This window comes from Aliiroseovarius subalbicans (assembly GCF_022678625.1).
Lineage (GTDB): Bacteria > Pseudomonadota > Alphaproteobacteria > Rhodobacterales > Rhodobacteraceae > Aliiroseovarius_A > Aliiroseovarius_A subalbicans.
Map to the genome: position 1 here is coordinate 29,030 of NZ_JALBYQ010000008.1, position 19,262 is coordinate 48,291.

20 protein-coding genes and 1 tRNA gene are annotated in these 19,262 nt (G+C 60.5%); 9 read left to right on the forward strand and 12 right to left on the reverse strand.

What is annotated here, in order from left to right; translation table 11 throughout:
* Positions 1-51: 51 nt before the first annotated feature.
* From yihA to rpmH, 10 genes are all read right to left on the reverse strand, one after another.
* Complete coding sequence (gene yihA, locus MN188_RS17090; protein WP_242110533.1) at positions 52-705, reverse strand: ribosome biogenesis GTP-binding protein YihA/YsxC; 654 nt, start codon at positions 703-705, stop codon at positions 52-54.
* A complete protein-coding gene (locus tag MN188_RS17095; RefSeq protein WP_242110534.1) occupies positions 702-1,463 on the reverse strand; it encodes an MOSC domain-containing protein in 762 nt (253 codons plus the stop codon). Before MN188_RS17095 ends, yihA begins: the two co-directional genes overlap by 4 nt.
* Positions 1,460-3,286 carry a membrane protein insertase YidC gene (yidC, locus tag MN188_RS17100; RefSeq protein WP_242110535.1) on the reverse strand — a complete coding sequence of 609 codons (1,827 nt, stop codon included), beginning with the start codon at positions 3,284-3,286 and terminating at the stop codon, positions 1,460-1,462. Before yidC ends, MN188_RS17095 begins: the two co-directional genes overlap by 4 nt.
* Before the next feature lie 130 nt (positions 3,287-3,416).
* A complete protein-coding gene (locus MN188_RS17105; protein WP_242110536.1) occupies positions 3,417-4,952 on the reverse strand; it encodes a putative bifunctional diguanylate cyclase/phosphodiesterase in 1,536 nt (511 codons plus the stop codon).
* 100 nt (positions 4,953-5,052) lie between these two features.
* Complete coding sequence (gene ttcA / locus MN188_RS17110; RefSeq protein ID WP_242110537.1) at positions 5,053-5,898, reverse strand: tRNA 2-thiocytidine(32) synthetase TtcA; 846 nt, start codon at positions 5,896-5,898, stop codon at positions 5,053-5,055.
* A gap of 51 nt (positions 5,899-5,949) precedes the next feature.
* Positions 5,950-6,192 carry a hypothetical protein gene (locus MN188_RS17115; RefSeq protein ID WP_242110539.1) on the reverse strand — a complete coding sequence of 81 codons (243 nt, stop codon included), beginning with the start codon at positions 6,190-6,192 and terminating at the stop codon, positions 5,950-5,952.
* A gap of 126 nt (positions 6,193-6,318) precedes the next feature.
* A complete protein-coding gene (locus MN188_RS17120; protein ID WP_242110540.1) occupies positions 6,319-6,543 on the reverse strand; it encodes a hypothetical protein in 225 nt (74 codons plus the stop codon).
* A 343-nt stretch (positions 6,544-6,886) separates the two neighbouring features.
* Positions 6,887-7,150, reverse strand: coding sequence for a membrane protein insertion efficiency factor YidD (yidD, locus tag MN188_RS17125; RefSeq protein WP_242110541.1), 264 nt, complete (start codon positions 7,148-7,150; stop codon positions 6,887-6,889).
* Positions 7,147-7,497 (reverse strand): ribonuclease P protein component, encoded by a 351-nt coding sequence (gene rnpA / locus MN188_RS17130; RefSeq protein WP_242110542.1) that lies wholly within the window; start codon positions 7,495-7,497, stop codon positions 7,147-7,149. The genes yidD and rnpA overlap by 4 nt, the downstream gene beginning before the upstream one ends.
* A gap of 149 nt (positions 7,498-7,646) precedes the next feature.
* Entirely contained in the window at positions 7,647-7,781 is a 135-nt protein-coding gene (gene rpmH, locus MN188_RS17135) for a 50S ribosomal protein L34 (protein ID WP_009157868.1), read from the reverse strand.
* A 250-nt stretch (positions 7,782-8,031) separates the two neighbouring features.
* Between rpmH and MN188_RS17140 the strand changes: the two genes are divergently transcribed.
* From MN188_RS17140 to MN188_RS17160, 5 genes are all read left to right on the forward strand, one after another.
* A complete protein-coding gene (locus MN188_RS17140) occupies positions 8,032-8,757 on the forward strand; it encodes a TVP38/TMEM64 family protein (RefSeq protein WP_242110543.1) in 726 nt (241 codons plus the stop codon).
* 2 nt (positions 8,758-8,759) lie between these two features.
* On the forward strand, positions 8,760-10,127 hold the full coding sequence (locus tag MN188_RS17145) for a dihydrolipoyl dehydrogenase family protein (protein ID WP_242110544.1): 1,368 nt from the start codon (positions 8,760-8,762) through the stop codon (positions 10,125-10,127).
* 68 nt (positions 10,128-10,195) lie between these two features.
* Positions 10,196-11,530, forward strand: a complete 1,335-nt coding sequence (locus MN188_RS17150) for a sensor histidine kinase (RefSeq protein WP_242110572.1) — start codon at positions 10,196-10,198, stop codon at positions 11,528-11,530.
* A gap of 134 nt (positions 11,531-11,664) precedes the next feature.
* Positions 11,665-11,741 (forward strand) — tRNA-Arg (locus MN188_RS17155).
* A 148-nt stretch (positions 11,742-11,889) separates the two neighbouring features.
* Positions 11,890-12,183 carry a hypothetical protein gene (locus MN188_RS17160; protein ID WP_242110545.1) on the forward strand — a complete coding sequence of 98 codons (294 nt, stop codon included), beginning with the start codon at positions 11,890-11,892 and terminating at the stop codon, positions 12,181-12,183.
* A 690-nt stretch (positions 12,184-12,873) separates the two neighbouring features.
* On the opposite strand, the gene MN188_RS17165 is transcribed toward MN188_RS17160, so the two are convergent.
* Both MN188_RS17165 and MN188_RS17170 read right to left on the reverse strand, forming a co-directional pair.
* Positions 12,874-13,743: an amidohydrolase family protein gene (locus MN188_RS17165; RefSeq protein ID WP_242110546.1), complete on the reverse strand. Its 870-nt coding sequence runs from the start codon at positions 13,741-13,743 to the stop codon at positions 12,874-12,876.
* Entirely contained in the window at positions 13,740-14,786 is a 1,047-nt protein-coding gene (locus MN188_RS17170; protein ID WP_242110547.1) for a nuclear transport factor 2 family protein, read from the reverse strand. Before MN188_RS17170 ends, MN188_RS17165 begins: the two co-directional genes overlap by 4 nt.
* Before the next feature lie 120 nt (positions 14,787-14,906).
* Between MN188_RS17170 and MN188_RS17175 the strand changes: the two genes are divergently transcribed.
* The 4 genes from MN188_RS17175 (at position 14,907) to MN188_RS17190 (ending at position 19,258) form a co-directional block, all read left to right on the forward strand.
* A complete protein-coding gene (locus tag MN188_RS17175) occupies positions 14,907-15,956 on the forward strand; it encodes an ABC transporter ATP-binding protein (RefSeq protein ID WP_242110550.1) in 1,050 nt (349 codons plus the stop codon).
* Positions 15,957-16,037: 81 nt separating this feature from the next.
* Positions 16,038-17,264 (forward strand): ABC transporter substrate-binding protein, encoded by a 1,227-nt coding sequence (locus MN188_RS17180; RefSeq protein ID WP_242110551.1) that lies wholly within the window; start codon positions 16,038-16,040, stop codon positions 17,262-17,264.
* A gap of 82 nt (positions 17,265-17,346) precedes the next feature.
* On the forward strand, positions 17,347-18,369 hold the full coding sequence (locus MN188_RS17185; RefSeq protein ID WP_242110552.1) for a carbohydrate ABC transporter permease: 1,023 nt from the start codon (positions 17,347-17,349) through the stop codon (positions 18,367-18,369).
* A gap of 7 nt (positions 18,370-18,376) precedes the next feature.
* The gene (locus tag MN188_RS17190; RefSeq protein ID WP_242110553.1) at positions 18,377-19,258 is read left to right on the forward strand and encodes a carbohydrate ABC transporter permease; all 882 of its coding nucleotides are present in this window, start codon (positions 18,377-18,379) and stop codon (positions 19,256-19,258) included.
* Positions 19,259-19,262 lie beyond the last annotated feature (4 nt).

Sequence of the window (19,262 nt, forward strand, 5' to 3'; positions counted from 1 at the left end):
CCTTGTCCATCCCGTGTTAAGCCGTTGCGAGCGGGGTGCCAAGGGGGCGGATCACTCCAACCCTGCGATGATCGCGCGCAGGGTTTCGATACCGTCGCCCTTTTCGGACGAGGTCAGCACCAGCTCGGGATAAGCTGCGGGGTGTTTTGCCAAGGCCTTGCGAACTTGATCCAGCACGCGGTCCCGGTCCTTCAGCTTAACCTTGTCAGCCTTGGTCAGAACCGCCTGGAACGTCACCGCCGAGCTGTCCAGCAGGCTCATGATCTCATCATCGACCGGTTTTACACCGTGACGGGCGTCGATCAGCACAAAGGCGCGGCGCAGGTTCTGTCGCCCGGACAGGTAGCGTTTGAGCAGCCGCTGCCATTTCTCGACCACCGGGATTGGCGCATTGGCAAAACCATAGCCGGGCAGGTCGACAAGATAGGGGCCGTCCGTCGTGGTGAAAAAGTTGATTTCCTGCGTGCGACCCGGCGTGTTTGACGCCCGCGCCAACCCTTTGCGCCCCGTCAGGGCGTTGATCAGGCTGGATTTTCCGACGTTGGAGCGGCCGGCAAAGCAGACCTCGATCCGGTCGGGATCCGGCAGGCCATCCATCGCGACGACCCCTTTCAGGAAGTCTGTCGCACCGGCGAACAACAGCCGCCCGGCCTCGCGCGAAAACTGGTCCGGCTCTTCGGCCATCGGGAAAGGAAGTTGGGTCATGACAGCACCTCAATCGTGTCGCCTTGGCGCAAATCGCCAGTTTTCGTCACCACGGCGTAGGCGCCGAATTCTTGATGGCCCCAGCCGCCGTTCAGCGCGCCAAGCGTATCCGCATCGCGTTCCCCGGTGCGGGTGCTGGCCGTGGTGGCCCGACAGCGCGTGATGTTCTCGCGCACCTCCAGCTCAGCCAAGCCGACGCGGATCTTTCGACCGATCCAGTCGCGCTCAACCCACGGATCCAGACCGTCCAGAACCAAGTTGCCCCGCCACCGATTGATCGAGATATCCTTCCCAAGCCGCTGCGCCACCTCGGCGTGCGAGGCCCGGTTGATGATCGAGATCGACGGGTAATCTGTATCGGTCATCCCGCGTTTCGTCACCCGGACAAGGCGTGCGGGCAGGGCGCGCTCGGGCGGGGAAATCGGCATCACCCACTGGATAAACAAACCGGCGTCGCCAGGGTCATCGGGGTTGATTGTCAACTCTTTCAGATCGGGATGGGTGAAGGTCACCTTGCCAGAGGGCAGGTTGCACCGCGCCTCGATCGCCTGCAGTTTCGGCGCCTTCGCCCCGCGCGAAAAGTTCGAGCAGGGCGCCCATTCCGGCGCGTCGAAATCAACCTTGGCCAGTTCATGCGCGACCGCCCAGCGTCGATCCCAGGGGATCGTGCGTGCCTCGGTCAGAAGGATGCGGGCGAGCTCCTCACGCCCGTGCGATTTGATCGGGTGCCGCCAGATTTCCGCGACATGTCCGTTCATTCACTATCCTTCGGCTTGCGCTTGAAGCTTTTCAGCACGTTGCCCAAAACGTCCGGCCGGTGCCCATGGCTGCGCATGATCAGGTATTGCTGCGTGAAGGTGATCGTGTTGTTCGCGATCCAATACAGCACCAGGCCCGAGGCGAACTGCCCCAGCATGAACATGAATACCCACGGCATCCAGGCAAAGATCATCGCCTGGGTCGCGTCGGTGGGGGCCGGGTTCAACTTCTGCTGAAGCCACATCGAGATGCCCAGGATGATCGGCAGAATGCCCAGGCTGATGATCGCCAGGAAGCTTTCCGGGCTGGGGGCCGCATTGGGCAGAAGGCCAAACAGGTTCAGGATCGAACTGGGGTCCGGCGCGCTGAGGTCGCGGATCCATCCAATCCAGGGCGCGTGGCGCAGCTCGAGCGTGACGAAGATCACCTTGTAAAGGCTGAAGAAAATCGGGATCTGTAGGAGGATGGGCAGGCAGCCCGAGGCCGGGTTAACCTTTTCCGTCTTGTAAAGCGCCATCATCTCTTGCTGAAGCTTCGCTTTGTCCTCGCCCGCCTTCTCCTTGATCTTCTCCATCTCGGGCTGAAGCTCTTTCATCTTCGCCATCGAGACATAGGATTTGTAGGCCAGCGGCAGCAGCACCGCCTTGATGATCAGGGTCAGGCCGATGATCGACCAACCCATGTTCCCGATCAGGCCGTTCAGCCAGTGCAGCACGGCGAAAATCGGCTTGGTCAGGAAGAAGAACCAGCCCCAGTCGATCGAGTCGAGGAAGCGGTAGATGCCGTTTTCATTCTGGTATTCACGGATGGTTTCCCATTCCTTGGCGCCCGCAAACAGCTGCGTTTCGACGCTCTTGGTCTCTCCAGCGGCCACGTCCATGGCCGGCAGGCGCACCTGGGTTTGATAGACGTCGGCGTTCTCGGCATAGCGGACGGCCGAGGTGAAGGCCTGCCCCGGGGCCGGGATCAGGGTCGTCATCCAGTAGTGATCGGTGAAGCCGATCCAGCCGTTTTCTTCGACCTGCATGACATCGGCGCGTGCGTTTTCGCGCTGATCAAAGTCCAGATCGGCGGCGTCGCCGTAGTCCATTTCTTCCAGCTCTTTGTCAACCTGGCGCACGACGCCTTCGTGCAAAATGAAAAAGCCCTTGAGGTCGTCCGGTTCGCCGTGGCGGGCCAGAACGCCATAGGGCGCCATGCGATGTGACGTCGCCCCGGTGTTTTCAACCGATTGGGTGACGGTGAACAGGTATTTCTCATCAACCGCAATCATGCGGCGGAAAGTCAGACCTTTGCCATTGCTCCAGGCCAGTGTCACGGGGCTGTCCGGGGTCAGAGTCGTGCCGCTTTCGACCTGCCACAAGGTCTTGGGACCGGGAACGTCTTCGCTTCCGGTCTGCCCGCCGGGCACCCAACCATATAGGGCATAATACGCGTGGGCGCTGCCGGTGGGGCGCAGAAGGGTTACGATGTCCGAGCCTGCCTCCTGCGTTTGGCGGTAGGATTTCAGCTTCAGGTCGTCAAATCGGCCGCCCAGAAGCGAGATCGTGCCGGACAGGGCCGGGGTGTCGACGTCGATGCGGCCCGCTTCAGCCTGCTCGGCAGATACATCAGCGGTGGTGTCTGCAGTGGCGGCGCCGGCCGCGTCGGTCATCGGCGGCATCACGGTCGCCACGTCCGACGCTGTCATCTGCCCGGTCGCGGCTGGGGCGCTGGGGTCAATTTGTTGCGGCTCGGCTGGCGGAAACAGGATCATCCAGGCGGTGATCACCACGAAACTCAGCACCGTGGCCAGGATCAGGTTCTTGTTCTGGTCGTCCATATCGCGCCCACGCTCTCGTCAATTCAGGTCAGAGAGGTTCAACAGGGCAAGGGGCCAAAGGTCAAGCGCTTTTAGGGGTGCGACGGTACCAGATGCGGGCCAAAACCGACGGAATCCGCCGGTTTTCATATCATCCGGTCCGGCGTGGCAGCGTGGGGGTCTTGGTCAGCTTGCGTTCATGTTCTGCAATCCAGGCGCCAGTTTGTTCGAGCGGCATGGGGCGTGCGATCGAAAAGCCCTGAACATGACCGCAGCCAAGTTGGGCCAGCATCGAGTGTTCCCCATGCGATTCGACGCCTTCGGCCAGCGTTTCCAGATTCAGACGTTCCGCCATCGTCAGGATGGCCGCCACCATGTTTTGCTGGTCACGGTCAGTGTCCACATGGGTGACAAAACTGCGATCGATCTTGATGCGGTTCACGTCAAACCGGCGAATATTGCCGATCGAGGCATTCCCGGTGCCGAAATCGTCCAGATCAATACTGCATCCAAGTTTCGCCAGCGCCGCGATGTTGCGGGTCGTGATGTCGTCATCGGATTGTGCGACCACGTTTTCCAGGATTTCGATGGTCAAACGGTCTGCCGACATCTCGAAGCGGTCGAGTTCCCAGCGCACCCGGTCGACAAGCTTGGGGTTCCGCAATTCCTCTGCCGAGAAATTGACAGACACGTTGGGGACGTGCAGCCCGGCACGGTCCCATTCCCGCAGTGCGGAGAGGGATTTGAACAAGATCACCTCGCCCAGACGCTCGAACAACCCGGCTTCGGCAATGGCGGGCAGAAAAGAGGACGGCGCGATATGGCCGCGTTCAGGGTCTTCCCAGCGGGCAAGCGCCTCAAACCCGGACAATTGGCCGGTGTCGGTCGAGATCTGGGGTTGGAACCAGGGCACGATCTGCCCGTCTTCCAAGGCGCGCACTATGTCTTTCACGCCCTGATCCGCGGTGGTGATACGGGGGCGCATACCGGCGGTATAGGCGCGGATCGACCCGGGCCCGGCGCGCTTGGCTTCGTCCAGGGCGCTTTCTGCAGCAGCCAACATGGCTTCCCCGGTTTGGTCATCGACCCGCGAGGGCAGGGCAAAGCCGATCGAGCTTGTCATCAACACACGGGCGCCATCCACAGCAATCGGATCAGACAGTGCCGATTGCAACCGCCCGGCAAACTGAATCATCGTTTCCAGATCGACCCGTTTATTCTTTTCGATCACTGCCGCAAAGCGCCCGGGGGCCAGGCTGGTGACAACGTCGCCGTCGCGCAGTGTGGTTTGCAGCCGCTCCGCGCAACGTTGCAGGATGTGCTCGGCTGCGGGCACACCGTATTGTGCGCGCAGGCCGGACAAGTCTTCCAATTCGATCACAAGACAGGTGCAGGTGCCGTCCGCCGCTGCGTCATCCAGCGTGGCCAGGGCATGGTCGCCCCGAGGCAGACCCGTTATCGGGTCTTTGCGGCCCAAAACCGGCGGATCGGGGCGGGTCAGGATGCTGGTCAGCGCCAGCAGGGCAGGAAACAGCAGCGCCGAAAACAGCAAGAACCCTTCGCCGCCAAACCAATAGGCGCCAAGTGTCAGGGCGGGAATGAACGCCGCAAGTTGCGGCCCGACAAGCGCCGCGCGCAGTGTCTGCTTGATCCGATTTCTGGTCATCATGGCAGAAGTGGCAGCCATCGCCCGTATCCTTCTTGCAAAACAGGCACACTGGCCCCTTCGCTGGCAAGACTAGGATCAGGTCGTGAACCACCGGTTAATCGGCGCGGACAGAGAGTTTCTAATTGTCGGTATCCGGTGCATTCGGGCGGATCAGCCCCGCGAAGTCGAACAGCTTCGGGTCCAGCAGGTGGCTGGGTCGGGCGTTCATCAGCGCGCGGAACATGACCTGGCGGCGACCGGGAGAGTTGGCCTCCCACCCGTCCAGGATCGCTTTGACCTGTTGGCGTTGCAGCCCGTCCTGAGATCCGCACAGGTCACAGGGAATGATCGGATAGCCCATCGCGGTGGCGAACTTCTCACAATCGGCTTCGGCGACATGGGCCAGCGGGCGATAGACGAACAGATCGCCCTCTTCGTTGACCAGTTTCGGCGGCATCGTGGCCATGCGCCCGCCGTGGAACAGGTTCATGAAGAAGGTTTCCAGGATGTCATCGCGGTGATGTCCCAGCACGACCGCCGAGCAGCCTTCCTCGCGCGCGATGCGATACAGATTGCCGCGCCGTAGCCGGGAACACAGGGCGCAGAATGTGCGGCCCTGGGGGATCTTGTCCATCACGATCGAGTAGGTGTCTTCGTACTCGATCCGGTGGGGCACCTGCATCTTTTCCAGAAATTCAGGCAGCACCGTGGCCGGGAACCCGGGTTGGCCCTGATCCAGATTGCAGGCCAGAATCTCAACTGGCAGAAGCCCGCGCCATTTCAGTTCATGCAGCACCGCCAGCATCGTATAGCTGTCTTTTCCGCCGGACAGGCAGACCAGCCATTTCGCGCCGGGTTCGATCATGCCGTATTGCTCCACCGCCTCGCGCACGTTGCGCACGATGCGTTTGCGCAGCTTCTTGAACTCGGTCGTCGAAGGGGCGCCGTGGAAAAGCGGGTGAATGTCGTCAAGATCGTCAAGCATGGGCGCGGCATAGGGGAAATGCGCAGACCGGGCAAGGGGCGGGTCCTGGCGTCATATGTGCAGATCACGCAGGCGCATCGATGGGTCCTCCGCAGGTGGTAGCCCAAGGTCTCGGGCCAGGTGCCGGGTGGGGGCAAGGACCACGCGGGCCCGTCGCCTTGCTTCGGCGGGCTTGGGGGCTGCAAGCAACGCCCGCAACACGCGCCAGCGGCCATGGCGTTTGATCAAGGTGTTGAGGGTGCGTTCGAAGCTGGGTGCGCACGGGGTTGGCGCAAAGGCGAGTGTATCGGTCATGGCGAACTCCTTTGATTCGGAGTGACCGTAATTGCTCAAGTTAGCTTTAGGTCAAGAGGGTTTAACATCAGTGATATGAGCAAAAAGGATGTGTCCGGAGAGATCATCCCCCCGGACAAACCCGGATCACAGGTGCAGGTCCCGCATTCCTGGCGGAGGGTGGCCGGGCGGAAGCCCAACGTCACGACGCAGGTGGTCGCTGAGGTGCAACGCATCCCGCCGCCGTCGGCGCGCCGTCAGCAGACCGCGCAGCAGGGCGCGGGCCACAGTCCAGCCGCCATGGCGGGCGATGAGTTCGTCTATTAGAAGATGCGGCCGCAGGTCAGCGGCCCGGTTTTCGATCAAGGTCATGATGTCATTCCGGTACGCCTGGCGCACCGGTCCTTTTGTTGGGTTGGGTCAAGGAACATCACGGGCGCAGACGGACCCTGCACGGGGTCAGAAAACGATCATGATGTCAGGATGCCCGGCGTCGGGCGTTGGAAAGTCGGGGGCCTAGCAGCAGCCGCTGGCGGACCAGCAGGCAAGGGCGCTGAGGGCATATCCCGAACGCTCGACGCGAGGGGGCGAAGCAAAAACGAATGTGGTCATGGTCGCCCTCCTTTTTGTGGTTGCGTGAGCTGGGGCTTGTTTAAGGTCCGCCGCCGTTACCGCCAACAGCTGTGGCAGAGAAACCGCAACTGTGGCCTGAGGGTCACTTGGGCTGATCGTCGGCTGACTCGCCCGGATCGCCATCGTGCCCCGGCACCGGGTCATAGCCATGCCCGCCCAGTGGGTGACAGCGCCCGATCCGTCGTGCGGCCAGCCAGCAGCCCTTGATCGCGCCGTGCTTTTCCAACGCCTCAAGCGCATAGGCGCTACAGGTCGGTTGATAGCGGCAGCCATGCCCAACCCAGGGCGAAAGCAGCAGGCGATATGCGCGCACGGGCAGGGCGGCGATATGGGCAAGCGGGGTCATTTCGGGGCGTGGACCTTGGACAAAACGCGGATCAGGTCCGCCTTGAGGTCCATATAGTCACGCGTCGCGGTCGCACCAGCGCGACCGATCAGCACATAATCCCAGCCGGGTTGGGCGTGATCTGGCAGGATGTCGCGTGCAAGCGCGCGCAGGCGGCGCTTGGCCCGGTTGCGGGCCACTGCGTTTCCGACCTTCTTGGAGCATGTGAACCCCACCCGCGTCACCGCGTCGTCATCGCGCCGGTTTCGGGCCTGAAGCAGGAACGCAGGCGCCCCGGCGCGACCCGCGCGGGCACAGGCCAGGAAATCCGGCCGGTTCTTCAGCGTTTCGATCCGGGTTGCGGTCATGCGGGCCTCGTTGCGGGTCGGATCCTGTGTATCACGGGCGCGGGATGGCTCAAGCCTGTCACACGGCGGCAAACACCGTCCGGACACACGGAAACCGCCGGAGGTCAGGACAACCTCCGGCGGCTCCAAATTTCAAGCAATCGGAACGCTTATGCGCTCAGCGACTTGCGGCCCTTGGCGCGACGCGCGTTCAGGATCTTGCGACCGGCCTTGGTGGCCATGCGCGAGCGGAAACCGTGGCGGCGTTTGCGAACCAGGTTCGAGGGTTGGAAGGTGCGTTTCATCGCTCATCTCCGTCAAAGCGCGCAATCCCGGTGGATTCGGCGCGTGTGAATATCGAAGCCCGGTCTATAGGCAGCTATCCGGGGCAAGTCAAACGCTGCATGCAACATTTTCGCGCTGAATTTGGTGGTATGTTACAGAGCGGTCCCGTTTGTGTCGCATATCCTCACCCTACATCAACGCGACGTGATGTGGGTAGGATTGCGCGCGCGAAACACGCATGTTGGCCGGAGCAGGCAGGAAAGGCCCAGTATGGAGCATGAAGTGACATTGAAATCGCACCCGCTGATGCGGCGCTTGCCGCTGATCGCCATCCTTGTGGTGGCCGTTCTGGGCGCGATCACCCTGCGCGATCACCTCAGCTTTCAGGCGCTTTCGGACAACCGCGAGGCGCTTTTGGCCTATCGCGACGCGCATTACCTGCTGGCCGCTGTCCTGTTCGTGACGGCCTATGTCATCATCGCAGGCTTCAGCCTGCCGGGGGCCACCATTGCCACGTTAACGGGTGGCTTCCTGTTCGGCGTGTTTCCCGGGGTGCTGTTCAATTTGATTGGCGCGACACTGGGCGCCACGGCGATCTATATGGCGGCGCGCTGGGGCCTGGGGGACCGCCTGGCGGACCGAATGGAGCACAGCGACGGCGCGGTCAAACGCATCAAGGACGGGATCGACGACAACCAATGGTCGGTGCTGTTCATGATCCGCCTTGTGCCGGTCGTGCCCTTTTTTGTTGCCAACCTGATCCCCGCCTTTGTCGGCGTGCCGCTGCACCGCTTCGTGATCTCGACCTTTTTCGGCATCATCCCCGGCGCGCTGGTCTTCACCTCGGTCGGTGCCGGGCTGGGCGCGGTCTTTGCCCGTGGCGAAGCCCCCGATCTGGGCATCATCTTTGAGCCGCATGTTTTGCTGCCGATGTTGGGGCTTGCCGCCCTGTCGGCGCTGCCCATGGTTCTGAACTTCTTCAAAAAGGACGCCTGAGCATGGAACGGATCAAAGTGGATGTCTGCGTCATCGGCGCAGGCTCGGGTGGGCTTTCGGTGGCGGCGGGGGCGGTGCAGATGGGGGCGTCCGTGGTGCTTTTGGAAGGCCACAAGATGGGCGGTGACTGCCTGAATTTCGGCTGCGTGCCGTCGAAGGCGCTGTTGCACGCCGGACGGGCGGGCATGGGCTGGGCCGACGCCCATGGCCATGTGCGCCAGACCATCGCCACGATCGAACCCCACGATTCGGTGGAGCGCTTCGAAGGGTTGGGCGTGCGGGTGATTTCCGAATACGGCGCCTTCGTCAGCCCGAGCGAGGTACAGGCGGGCGATCATATCATCACTGCCCGGCGCTTCGTGATCGCGACCGGCTCCTCCCCCTTCGTGCCGCCGATCCCCGGTCTGGATACGGTGCCCTATGAGACGAACGAAACGATTTTCGATTTGGCGGAACAGCCCAAGCACCTGCTGATCATCGGCGGCGGCCCGATCGGCATGGAAATGGCCGAAGCGCACCGGGCGCTGGGCTGCGATGTCACCGTGATCGAAGGCCAGAAGGCGCTGGGCAAGGACGACCCGGAGCTGGCGCAGATGGTGCTGGACGCCCAACGCGCGCGCGGGATTGCCATTGAAGAAGAGGCGATGGCTCAGGAAATCCGCGGCACCGCCGGAATGATCGAGGTCGAGGCACAGGACGGGCGCGTGTTCAAGGGTTCGCACCTGCTGATGGCGGTGGGGCGCAAGGCCAACACAAACCGCCTGGTGCTGGACAAGGCCGGGATCGAGCCCACCCGCACCGGCATCAAGGTCGACGCCGGGCTACGCACCACGAACCGCAAGGTCTATGCCATCGGCGACGTGGCGGGCGGGCTGCAGTTCACCCATGTGGCCGGGTATCAGGCGGGCGTGATCATCCGCTCGATGCTGTTCGGCCTGCCGTCCAAGGCGAAAACCACGCATCTCCCCTGGGCGACCTATACCGCGCCGGAACTGGCGCAGGTCGGCATGACCGAGGCCGAGGCCACCGCCGTGCACGGCGACCGGGTTGAGGTGATCCGGTTCGACTTCGCAGGCAACGACCGCGCCATCGCGACCGGCCAGACCGAAGGCCGGGTGAAGGCGATGGTGGTGAAGGGCAAACCGGTTGGCGTGTCGATCGCAGGCCCAGGGGCGGGCGAGCTGATCAATCTCTGGGCGCTGGTTCTGGCCAACGGCATGAAAATGAGCCAGGTCGCCGCGATGGTCGCGCCCTATCCCACGATGGGCGAGATCAACAAGCGCGTTGCGGGCGCCTATTTCACCCCGCGCCTGTTTGACAATCCGAAGGTGAAGCGCATTGTGGGGCTTGTGCAGAGGTTCCTGCCGTAGCGCGAACGAGGACGTTTCATTTGAACTCGCTTTCAGGCCGATTTTTGATCCTGACGACAGCCTTCGTCATGCTGGCCGAGATCCTGATCTTCGTGCCCTCCGTCGCGCGGTTTCGCGAGGATTATCTGCTGGCGCGGCTGGAACGCGCCCAGATTGCGTCGCTGGTGCTGCTGGCCGAGGACATGATCGACCCCGCACTTGAGGTTGAGCTTTTGCAAAACGCCGAGGTGTTCAACGTGGTGCTGCGCCGCGACGAGGCGCGCGAGCTGATGCTGTCTTTGCCCATGCCCGGACCCGTTGCGGGGTCGTATGACTTGCGTGACCCGATGCCGTTCGGTCTGATCCGTGACGCGATGATGCGCCTGACGGATACTGAGAACGAGGTGATCCGCGTGATCGGCGACCCGGTGCGCGAGGGCGGGTTGGTGATCGAGGTCACGATGGAAACCGCACCCCTGCGCCGCGCGATGCTGGATTATGGCCTGAATATCCTGCTTCTGTCCGCCTTCATCTCGGTCATCACGGCGGTGCTGTTGTTTTTGGCCGTGCGCGTCCTGATGGTGCGCCCGATCAAGGGCGTGGTGAATCACATGGCGTCCTATGCCGCCGCGCCAGAAGACGCCCGCACGATCATCGAGCCCACGTCGGGCGTGACCGAACTGCGCGAGGCGGAGGTGGCGCTGCAATCGATGCAAACGCAGCTGACTGGTGCATTGAAGCAGAAAGAGCGCCTGGCCCAGTTGGGCGGCGCCGTGGCCCGGATCAGCCACGATCTGCGCAACATCCTGACCACCGCGCAGCTGTTCGCCGACCGGATGGAGATGAGCGAGGACCCCGGCGTGAAACGCGCAGCACCCAAGCTGGTGAATTCGATTTCCCGCGCGGTGAACCTGTGCGAAAGCACGCTGGCCTTCGGTAAGGCCGAGGAGCCCGCGCCGACGCTGTCTCGTGTCGTGCTGGCCGATGTGGTCGCGGATGTTGTTGATAGCGAACGGTTGGCGGCTGGTGAGCATGACGTGTCTTACGGCGAAGATATCCCCGCAGGCCTGACCCTGCGCGCCGATCCCGAGCAATTGTACCGTGTATTGTCGAACCTTGTGCGCAACGCGCGCCAGGCCATCGTGGCCAGTGGCCAGCCGGGAGAGATCGCGATCCAAGGTAGCGACGGGGACGACGAATGGACCATTCGCGTGACGGATACCGGCCCCGGCCTGCCCGCCCGCGCGCAGGACTTGCTGTTTCAACCCTTCGCCGGCACCAACCGACGCGGCGGCACCGGGCTGGGACTGGCCATCGCCGCCGAGCTTGTGAAAGGCCATGGTGGGCGGTTGGATCTGGAGCACACCAGCCCCGAAGGCACCGCCTTTACCATCCACCTGCCAAAGGGTCTCGACGAGGGCTAGGCCAGCTCTTCAGGCCTTGCAGCTCTCATCGTGGGCTTGTACGGCCCCGAAATGCCAAGAACCGGTGGTGGGTACGATTTGGTTGATTTTCGCCCTTGCAAACCCGTGCGCCTGTCGTTACATCCCGCCTCCACGGACCGATAGCTCAGCTGGATAGAGTACCTGACTACGAATCAGGGGGTCGGGGGTTCGAATCCTCCTCGGTCCGCCATCACCTCTTTTAATACCCGTTACAGATCAGCCGTTTAGCCGGTTTACTAAAAGCCTTGCCCCCAATTGCGAATTTGGTGCGGGTCCGTTTCGGCTCGAATATTTCAGCCAATTACATCTGCCCATGCCGGGGTTTGGTCACTTTGGTGATGGTCAACATTCTGCCCAAACAGCAATTCCTTGCCCTCCCGACGGCATCTATTGTGGCGACTGGTGGTGTTGGTGACATTTCGCAAAGAAATGGAATGTTTCAGCCGCGTGACGACCCATCGATACCTCTGAAAGCCTGTGCTCGGATCGCGCAAAGCGGTCAGATTGAGGAAAAGATGATGATTGTAGGCAGCCCAGCCCCTGAGAAAGTCCACCTGCTGTGTGGCGAGCTTCTACGCGATGACGGGATTGAGGAACCCACGCGCGAGAATATCGCCTGCCTGTTGGGATAAAAGCGCGTCGCGCGCGGTCTGAGCATTTGCGGATAAGATGCCTGCCCCAAATCAAAGGCAGGCGATTATCATGGCCTTTGAAATTTTTTGCACCACTGTATTTCCCCCTACCAGCTTAATAATCCGACACCCTAAACTGCCTTCGCAGTATTCTCAGGCCCGTGTCTTGAAAGCTCGTTGTCTCATCGGCCTTGAAACAGCTTGGCGAAGCAAAGTTATACCGTAGCCACTCGTGCTGTGGTCGCCTAATCGATGTCGGGTTGATACTGTTGGATGCGAGGTTTTTGCGACATCATGAGATCTTTTTGGCAGGCCTCGCAGTCCAGACCGTGATGACCGCCAGTATGAGAAGTGCCATTCCTATGGTCGATCGTCGAACCCTGGATGTGTATCTTGATGGAACGCAACTTGAGACAAACATACACCAAGAAGCACTCTTGAACCTTTGACCAGGGGGTGCTGGGTCGCACGAGGGGATTTGTGTCTTTGAGGAATGGAAATCGTCGTTGCAGGGCGTGCTAGCTCAAAAACGAAAATTTCGATGGCGAAGCCCTGCCTTTCCAACAGGAAGTCCTTTGTCTGCCACAGAACGCAAAACCCATCATTCAAGATGCAGTTCGTCTGAACAGCCTTACGGGACTTTGCATACTTTTCCTGTAGCGGGTTCAGCGCCGGAAACCTCCGATAGCTCTACGAAAATGCATAGAACTCGGCAGCGGATTTCTGAAAGACCCTTTCGTAGTCCCCTTGCGGTACAATTTTTCGGTATGCGGCAATGATGGTGCCATATTCTGAGTAGAGCTTATCCACCGGGAAATTCGAACCGAACATGCAGCGGTGGGGGCCGAACTGCTCCAGGCAAGTTTCCACGATTTTCTGAATGCTCTCTGGCGTCCAGTTGTGGTCGAACATGCCGAGCCCGGAAAGTTTGCAGTACACTTGCGGCAGTGCCGAGAGGTGCTGCAATTGCTCGGCCCAGTCAGCTAAGCCCAGTGCCGATCGGTCATGAGGGGAGCCCGCGTGGCAGAGCGCGATTCTGGTATCGGGGGCCTGTTTCAGCACGTGCGCCGTTTTCTCCATAAGCTCTGGGATAAGCTGCAGATCGAAGCTCAAGTTGTGGGCGCCGGCCTCACGCAGCCCCTCGGCAAACTTCGGATTGTCCAGAAGGTCATTCGTGCCGGTCGCCGCATCTTCTTCGGGTGCGCGCCCGACAATCTGGCGCACGCCAACGACCGTTGAAAGGCTTTGGAAGGTATCAAGTTGCGTGTTCAGGTCCGGCGCAGTCAGGTCGCAAAACACCACCTGTTTTATTGGCCAATCCGGGTTGGCCTCGGCCACGGAGTGCACCCATTTCGCTTCGCTCAAACCATCCTCGGCCCCGACCTGGATATGGACCGAGCCGGTGATGCCCTGCGCCCCGGCCTCGGCGCGAAATTCATCAAGTAGATAGTCGCGCTGGATTGGCGCCGGGTCCCCAAAGAACCGCCTTACCCCACGCGCCATCAGCCATGGGTAATGTACCGCGCCCAGGTCCCAAAGGTGATGGTGAGCGTCGATCATGGCGCCGCCCCCCGCGCGCCGGTTTCCTGCCCGGCCGCGATATTGGTCGTGCGGGCAAGGATGTCGATGCCCTGCATGTTCCAGAAATGCAGAAGGTCGATGAAGATCCAGTTTTCAGTCAGCTTGTCGCCGTCGCGCCGGTAGATATCAATCACCCGCATGTCCCCCGGCGTGTTGGTTGCGGGCATGCCCATGAACCCGCCCGCAGGGGTGAGTGTGAGATTCGGCCAGCCGAAGAAGCCACCAAACTGGCCCTCGACGATGCGACAGATGTGGCCGTTGAAGGAGCGATCCGTCAGGCCCGCCCGAAACGGGCCGGAATGCTGCTGGGCATAGCGTTCAATTGTATAGGTCGCGCCGATCCCGGCAGGTCCCCACCAAATCATGTCTTCGTTCCAGCTGCGCCTGAGCTCGTCCACCAGGGGTTCTTCGACCCCGCCGCGCCAGGTCTTGATATCGCTTACCATGTGGTCGATGGCGGCCAGCGTTTTGCGGCCTTCCCCGGGGTCCTGTGCCTCGAACATCAGCCCGTCGTGAGTCATCGGCCCCGGCTGCACCAGATGCGCCGCTGTTTGCGGTGGGAACGGGTCAAGTCCTGCCTGCATCATCAGGTGTGGGATGTCGAAGAACATCGCGGTTTCGGTGATCTTGCCCGCTTCCACCTTGTGAAATTCGCAATAGCGCAGCATCGCCATCTTGCCAGTGGGGGGAATGCCAAGCCAGGGCTGATCAAACAGGCCCATCAGATGCCCCATGGAAACGACCCAAACGCCGCCCTGGTCTTCAATCGTGTTCTGCCCGGCCATGAACACATCCATGCGCCTCTGCATGTGCGAAAGAGCGGTTTTCAGCGGGGTCCAGAACTGATCCACGACCCCTTCAGCGCAGCGAATCTCATGGAATGGGTGAAAGCCGCGCCACAGGTAATCGGTCGCAACATACTGTGCTTGCGCAGATTTCATACCGTCGGGTGAAGCCGCATCAAGTCGGGCGTAGTAGTCCCTAACCAGCTTCTTTTCATCCTGAAAAGATGGTTTTCCCATGTTTGATCCGCCTCGCCCGAACTGGTTTTTGCATACGTTTGCAAAAATACCTTGCCAAAACGCAGAAGCGGAGTCTAGCCTCTTGCAAACGTATGCAAACGATTCCGCCCGGGGGGAACCATGGCCGAAATTCAACTGCGCAATCTATCCAAGCGTTGGGGCTCATTTGTTGGCGTCGACAATTTCGACCTGACAATCGCCGACAAGGAATTCCTGGTTCTGCTCGGCCCATCGGGGTGCGGAAAGACCACCACGATGCGGATGATTGCGGGGCTTGAGGATGCCACCGAGGGGGACATTATGGTCGATGGCGCGCGCGTCAATGACCTGGAGCCTAAGGACCGCGATGTGGCGATGGTGTTCCAAAGCTACGCCCTATACCCCAACATGAATGTCTATGAAAATATTCGGTTTCCGCTGAAAGTGCGCGGCATCGATCCCGACACCCATGACGAAAAAGTCCGCAGGGCCAGTGCGATGGTCGAACTGGACGAGTTTCTTCACCGTAAGCCCGCCGAACTGTCAGGCGGCCAGCGCCAGCGCGTGGCTTTGGCCCGTGCGATCGTGCGTGAACCCAACGTGTTCCTGATGGACGAGCCGCTGTCGAACCTTGACGCGAAACTGCGCGTCTCGACCCGCGCGCAGATCAAGAACCTCAGCCACGAACTGGCCGTGACCACGATCTATGTGACGCACGACCAGATCGAGGCGATGACCCTGGCCGACCGCGTCGTGGTGATGAAACAGGGTGTCGTTCAACAGGTCGGCAGCCCGACCGAGATCTATGACACCCCGGCAAATGCCTTTGTCGCCAGCTTCATCGGAAGCCCAGCGATGAACCTTGTGGACGGAGAGCTGAAAGATGGCGTTTTCCGGGCCAAGAACACCGAGATTTCCGGCCTGTCCGGGGCAGACGGCAAGGTCACGCTGGGGTTTCGTGCCGAGGACGCCGAAGTGGTCGAAAGCGGCGGCGAGATTAACGCTCCGATCTACACGATGGAGCTGTTGGGCGACGCCACAATGGTGTCGGTCCGCATCAGCGGCGCATTGGTCAGCGTGAAGGCGGACAAGACCTTCCGCGCCGACATCGACGATGCTGTATCCATCCAGGTTCACAAGGATCATTGCCACCTGTTCGACACCGAAACAGGGGCGCGTATCGAGGGCTAACCCCCTCGCAACACCCCGCATGACGGGACAATCGGGTGCAGTCTTCGAAGGTGCATCCAACCACACAGGGAGAGAGACAAGATGTTTCTGAAACACGCAGCTTTGGCCAGTGCGATGGCCTTGATGACCGGCACGGCCCTGGCAGATTGCCAGATCTCCGGCAATGTCAGCATTGTCGGCAACGAATTTCCGGCCATTCACACGGTGGCAAACGGCGCCGCAGAATGCACCGGCGGTGAGGTCAAATCGAACCTAACCGCGGATCACCAGAAAATCAACGTTGCAGGCATGCAGGGAAATCCGGCGGAATACAGCAGCGCGATCATCGCGAACTCTTCGGTTGTTGCCTTGATGAACGAGGACGTCATTCGCTCGCTGGACGATCTGGTTGCCGAATACGGCCAGGACATTCCGAAGAAACAGCTGATCACGATCGGTGGCAAGGTGATGGCGGTGGCCTTCATGGCGAACGCCCAGACACTTGCCTATCGCAAGGACGTGCTGGAAGAGATCGGCGTGGATGTTCCCAAGACATATGAAGAGGTTCTGGAAGCCGCTGAAAAGATCCGTGCGGCCGGGCTGAGCGAATACCCGGTTGGCGGCGCATACAAGGCTGGTTGGAACCTGGCTGAAGAGTTTGTGAACATGTACACCGGCTTCGGCGGCGAGTTCTTCAAAGCCGGCTCTGCCGAAGTTGCGATCAACAATGAACAGGGCGTCGCCGCGCTGAACATGATGAAAGCGCTGACCGAGTACATGAACCCCGACTACCTGACCCATGACAGCAACGCCACCGGCGCCGAGATGGAAGCTGGCAACGTCATGATGATGAACATGTGGGGCTCTCGCATGGGCAACCTGATGGACGAAGAAGGCGCTGAAGAGCAGGTCTACTCTAACATCACCGTTGGCGCCCCGCTGACCGTTGGTGGCGGGTCGATCCCGGCTTCGACCCTGTGGTGGGATGGCTGGACTGTGGCCAAGAATATCTCGGATGAAGATGCTGCGGCCACTTTCCAGGCTATGGCGCATGGCACAAGCCCGGCGATCCTGAACGACGAAACGATGAGCCAGGCCGTCTGGATGATCGAAGGCTACACCCCTGCACCGGTGAATGACGGCGTCTTTGCCGCGATTTCCATGGGCACTAAGTCCTATCCCATGCTGCCTTACCAGGGTCTGTTGCACACGGCTTTGGGCGACAACCTGGCTGACTTCCTGCTGGGCAAAGAAAGCGCCGAGCAGGCGCTGGCCGACGCCGAAGCTGCCTATACTGCAGCCGCGAAAGAAAAAGGCTTCCTGAAGTAAGGAAACCGAACTGTCCGGGGCGGCGCTGGCGGCCCCGGACACTTCCAAGCATCACCACCAAACGCCCGGGGGCAGCTGGACAATGAAACATAAATCGTTCTTTTGGTTTGTTCTTCCGTCAGCTTTGGCGATGCTTCTGTTCATATTCTTCCCGATTATTTCGGTGATCGTTCAATCCTTTCACGTTGATCATGAACAGGTCATCCAGACAGTCGAAACCTGCGATCTGTTCGGGTGCAAGGAATCCACGACAATCGACCAGGAGGCCACTGCAGCCCTGCGCGAGGCCAAGCCTCTTGGCCAATTCGCCGGTTTCGCGACGTACCTGGATCGCAATCACCTTGCCGTTGACGAGGTAAAGTCGACCTGGGGGTCAAGCAACGGGTGGCGCGAATTCGGGTCGCAGATGCTGAACCTGCCCTTTTACAAGGCGATCGGCTTCACGCTGACATTCACGTTCATCGTGACGCCTCTGGTCATCATCCTTGGTTTCGTCATTGCGATCGCGGTGAACAGTGCGACAAAAGCACTGCGCGGCCCGCTGATCTTTTTCTCGCTTCTGCCCATGATGATCACGCCCCTTGTCGGCGCGCTGATCCTTTTTTGGATGGTGGATGCACGCGGCATCATCGGGACCACGTTGCAATATCTTGCAGGCGACCCGGACCTCTCGGTCAAAGCGTCCACGCCCCTGATGTGGATCATGCTGATGGTCTATGGCGTTTGGCACGCAGCACCCTTTGCCTTCATCGTCTACTATGCCGGGCTTCAGACTGTCAGTCAGGATACATTGGAAGCCGCCCGCGTGGACGGTGCAAACCGTTGGCTGCAGATCCGCCATGTGGTGATCCCGCATCTTTTGCCGCTTACGACCTTTATCGCGCTGATGCAGTTGATGGACAATTTCCGGGTGTTCGAACCCATCGTCAGCTTTGCCGCCAACGCGCATGCCACATCGCTGAGTTGGTCGATCTACAACGACCTCGGGGGCGAGACCCGGCAACTATCCTCAGCGGCTGCAACCTCGGTTCTGACAATCATCGGCGTGGCCATTCTTTTGTCCCCCGTCCTAGTGCGCACGTGGCGCGATTTCGATCGGAAGTAGGTGAAGCATGTCTAACAAAGTAAAACGCCAACCCGCAGCCGTCACTTTTCTTGTCGTTGCTGTTCTTGCGATCTGGATGATGCTGGCAGCCTTTCCGTTCCTATGGACGCTTTGGGGATCATTCAAAGTCGAAGGCGACTTCTTTTCCAAGGCCGATTGGGCAAACGCCATAAAAGGAACCCTGACACAGGTTGAGACCGGCGGAAGCTTCACCGGCGATGGCTACCACGGCGCCTGGGTTCAGGAAGAATTCTGGCGCGCGGCGCTGAACTCTCTGATCGTTTGCGTCTTCGTGGTCTCAATTTCGCTGACGCTGGGCACACTTGGCGGCTATGCCTTGGCACGGTCCACCTATCGCTATGCGTTCTGGTTTCTGCTGGCCGCCCTGATCTTTCGCGCGATGCCGCCGATCACCCTGGTCTCGGGTTACCTGCCGGTGTTTTTCCAGTGGAACCTTTGGGGGCATACAGCCACGACCATCGTCGTGCTGGTTGCGATTAACCAGCCGTTCACACTGTGGATGCTGCACTCGTTCTTCAAGAACATTCCGGCCGAGCTGGATGAAAGCGCAATGGTCGATGGCTGCACACGGTTTCAGGCGTTCCGCAATGTGATCATCCCGGTGATGTGGCCGGGTGTGATCACGACGGGGCTGTTTTCCTTCTTGCTGGCCTATAACGACTTTGCGGTGACCGCGATGCTGCTGTCGAAGGAAAACCAGACGATGATCCCTAAGATCAACAGTTTCCTTGGCACCACCCAGACCAAGGGCAATGTCATGTTCGCGGTGGCTTCGGTTGTCTCGGTGACGGCACCGCTGTTCCTGATGGTCTTGTTCTTTCAGCGCCAAATCGTCGGCGGCCTGACCGCCGGTGCGGTCAAGGGGTAAGCTG

What these genes read in the sequence shown, in the direction of transcription:
- yihA (WP_242110533.1), bottom strand. Translation starts at nt 705, where the DNA reads ATGACCCAACTTCCTTTCCCGATGGCCGAAGAGCCGGACCAGTTTTCG.
- MN188_RS17095 (WP_242110534.1), bottom strand. Translation starts at nt 1,463, where the DNA reads ATGAACGGACATGTCGCGGAAATCTGGCGGCACCCGATCAAATCGCAC.
- yidC (WP_242110535.1), bottom strand. Translation starts at nt 3,286, where the DNA reads ATGGACGACCAGAACAAGAACCTGATCCTGGCCACGGTGCTGAGTTTC.
- MN188_RS17105 (WP_242110536.1), bottom strand. Translation starts at nt 4,952, where the DNA reads ATGGCTGCCACTTCTGCCATGATGACCAGAAATCGGATCAAGCAGACA.
- ttcA (WP_242110537.1), bottom strand. Translation starts at nt 5,898, where the DNA reads ATGCTTGACGATCTTGACGACATTCACCCGCTTTTCCACGGCGCCCCT.
- MN188_RS17115 (WP_242110539.1), bottom strand. Translation starts at nt 6,192, where the DNA reads ATGACCGATACACTCGCCTTTGCGCCAACCCCGTGCGCACCCAGCTTC.
- MN188_RS17120 (WP_242110540.1), bottom strand. Translation starts at nt 6,543, where the DNA reads ATGACCTTGATCGAAAACCGGGCCGCTGACCTGCGGCCGCATCTTCTA.
- yidD (WP_242110541.1), bottom strand. Translation starts at nt 7,150, where the DNA reads ATGACCCCGCTTGCCCATATCGCCGCCCTGCCCGTGCGCGCATATCGC.
- rnpA (WP_242110542.1), bottom strand. Translation starts at nt 7,497, where the DNA reads ATGACCGCAACCCGGATCGAAACGCTGAAGAACCGGCCGGATTTCCTG.
- rpmH (WP_009157868.1), bottom strand. Translation starts at nt 7,781, where the DNA reads ATGAAACGCACCTTCCAACCCTCGAACCTGGTTCGCAAACGCCGCCAC.
- MN188_RS17140 (WP_242110543.1), top strand. Translation starts at nt 8,032, where the DNA reads ATGGAGCATGAAGTGACATTGAAATCGCACCCGCTGATGCGGCGCTTG.
- MN188_RS17145 (WP_242110544.1), top strand. Translation starts at nt 8,760, where the DNA reads ATGGAACGGATCAAAGTGGATGTCTGCGTCATCGGCGCAGGCTCGGGT.
- MN188_RS17150 (WP_242110572.1), top strand. Translation starts at nt 10,196, where the DNA reads ATGCTGGCCGAGATCCTGATCTTCGTGCCCTCCGTCGCGCGGTTTCGC.
- MN188_RS17160 (WP_242110545.1), top strand. Translation starts at nt 11,890, where the DNA reads ATGGTCAACATTCTGCCCAAACAGCAATTCCTTGCCCTCCCGACGGCA.
- MN188_RS17165 (WP_242110546.1), bottom strand. Translation starts at nt 13,743, where the DNA reads ATGATCGACGCTCACCATCACCTTTGGGACCTGGGCGCGGTACATTAC.
- MN188_RS17170 (WP_242110547.1), bottom strand. Translation starts at nt 14,786, where the DNA reads ATGGGAAAACCATCTTTTCAGGATGAAAAGAAGCTGGTTAGGGACTAC.
- MN188_RS17175 (WP_242110550.1), top strand. Translation starts at nt 14,907, where the DNA reads ATGGCCGAAATTCAACTGCGCAATCTATCCAAGCGTTGGGGCTCATTT.
- MN188_RS17180 (WP_242110551.1), top strand. Translation starts at nt 16,038, where the DNA reads ATGTTTCTGAAACACGCAGCTTTGGCCAGTGCGATGGCCTTGATGACC.
- MN188_RS17185 (WP_242110552.1), top strand. Translation starts at nt 17,347, where the DNA reads ATGAAACATAAATCGTTCTTTTGGTTTGTTCTTCCGTCAGCTTTGGCG.
- MN188_RS17190 (WP_242110553.1), top strand. Translation starts at nt 18,377, where the DNA reads ATGTCTAACAAAGTAAAACGCCAACCCGCAGCCGTCACTTTTCTTGTC.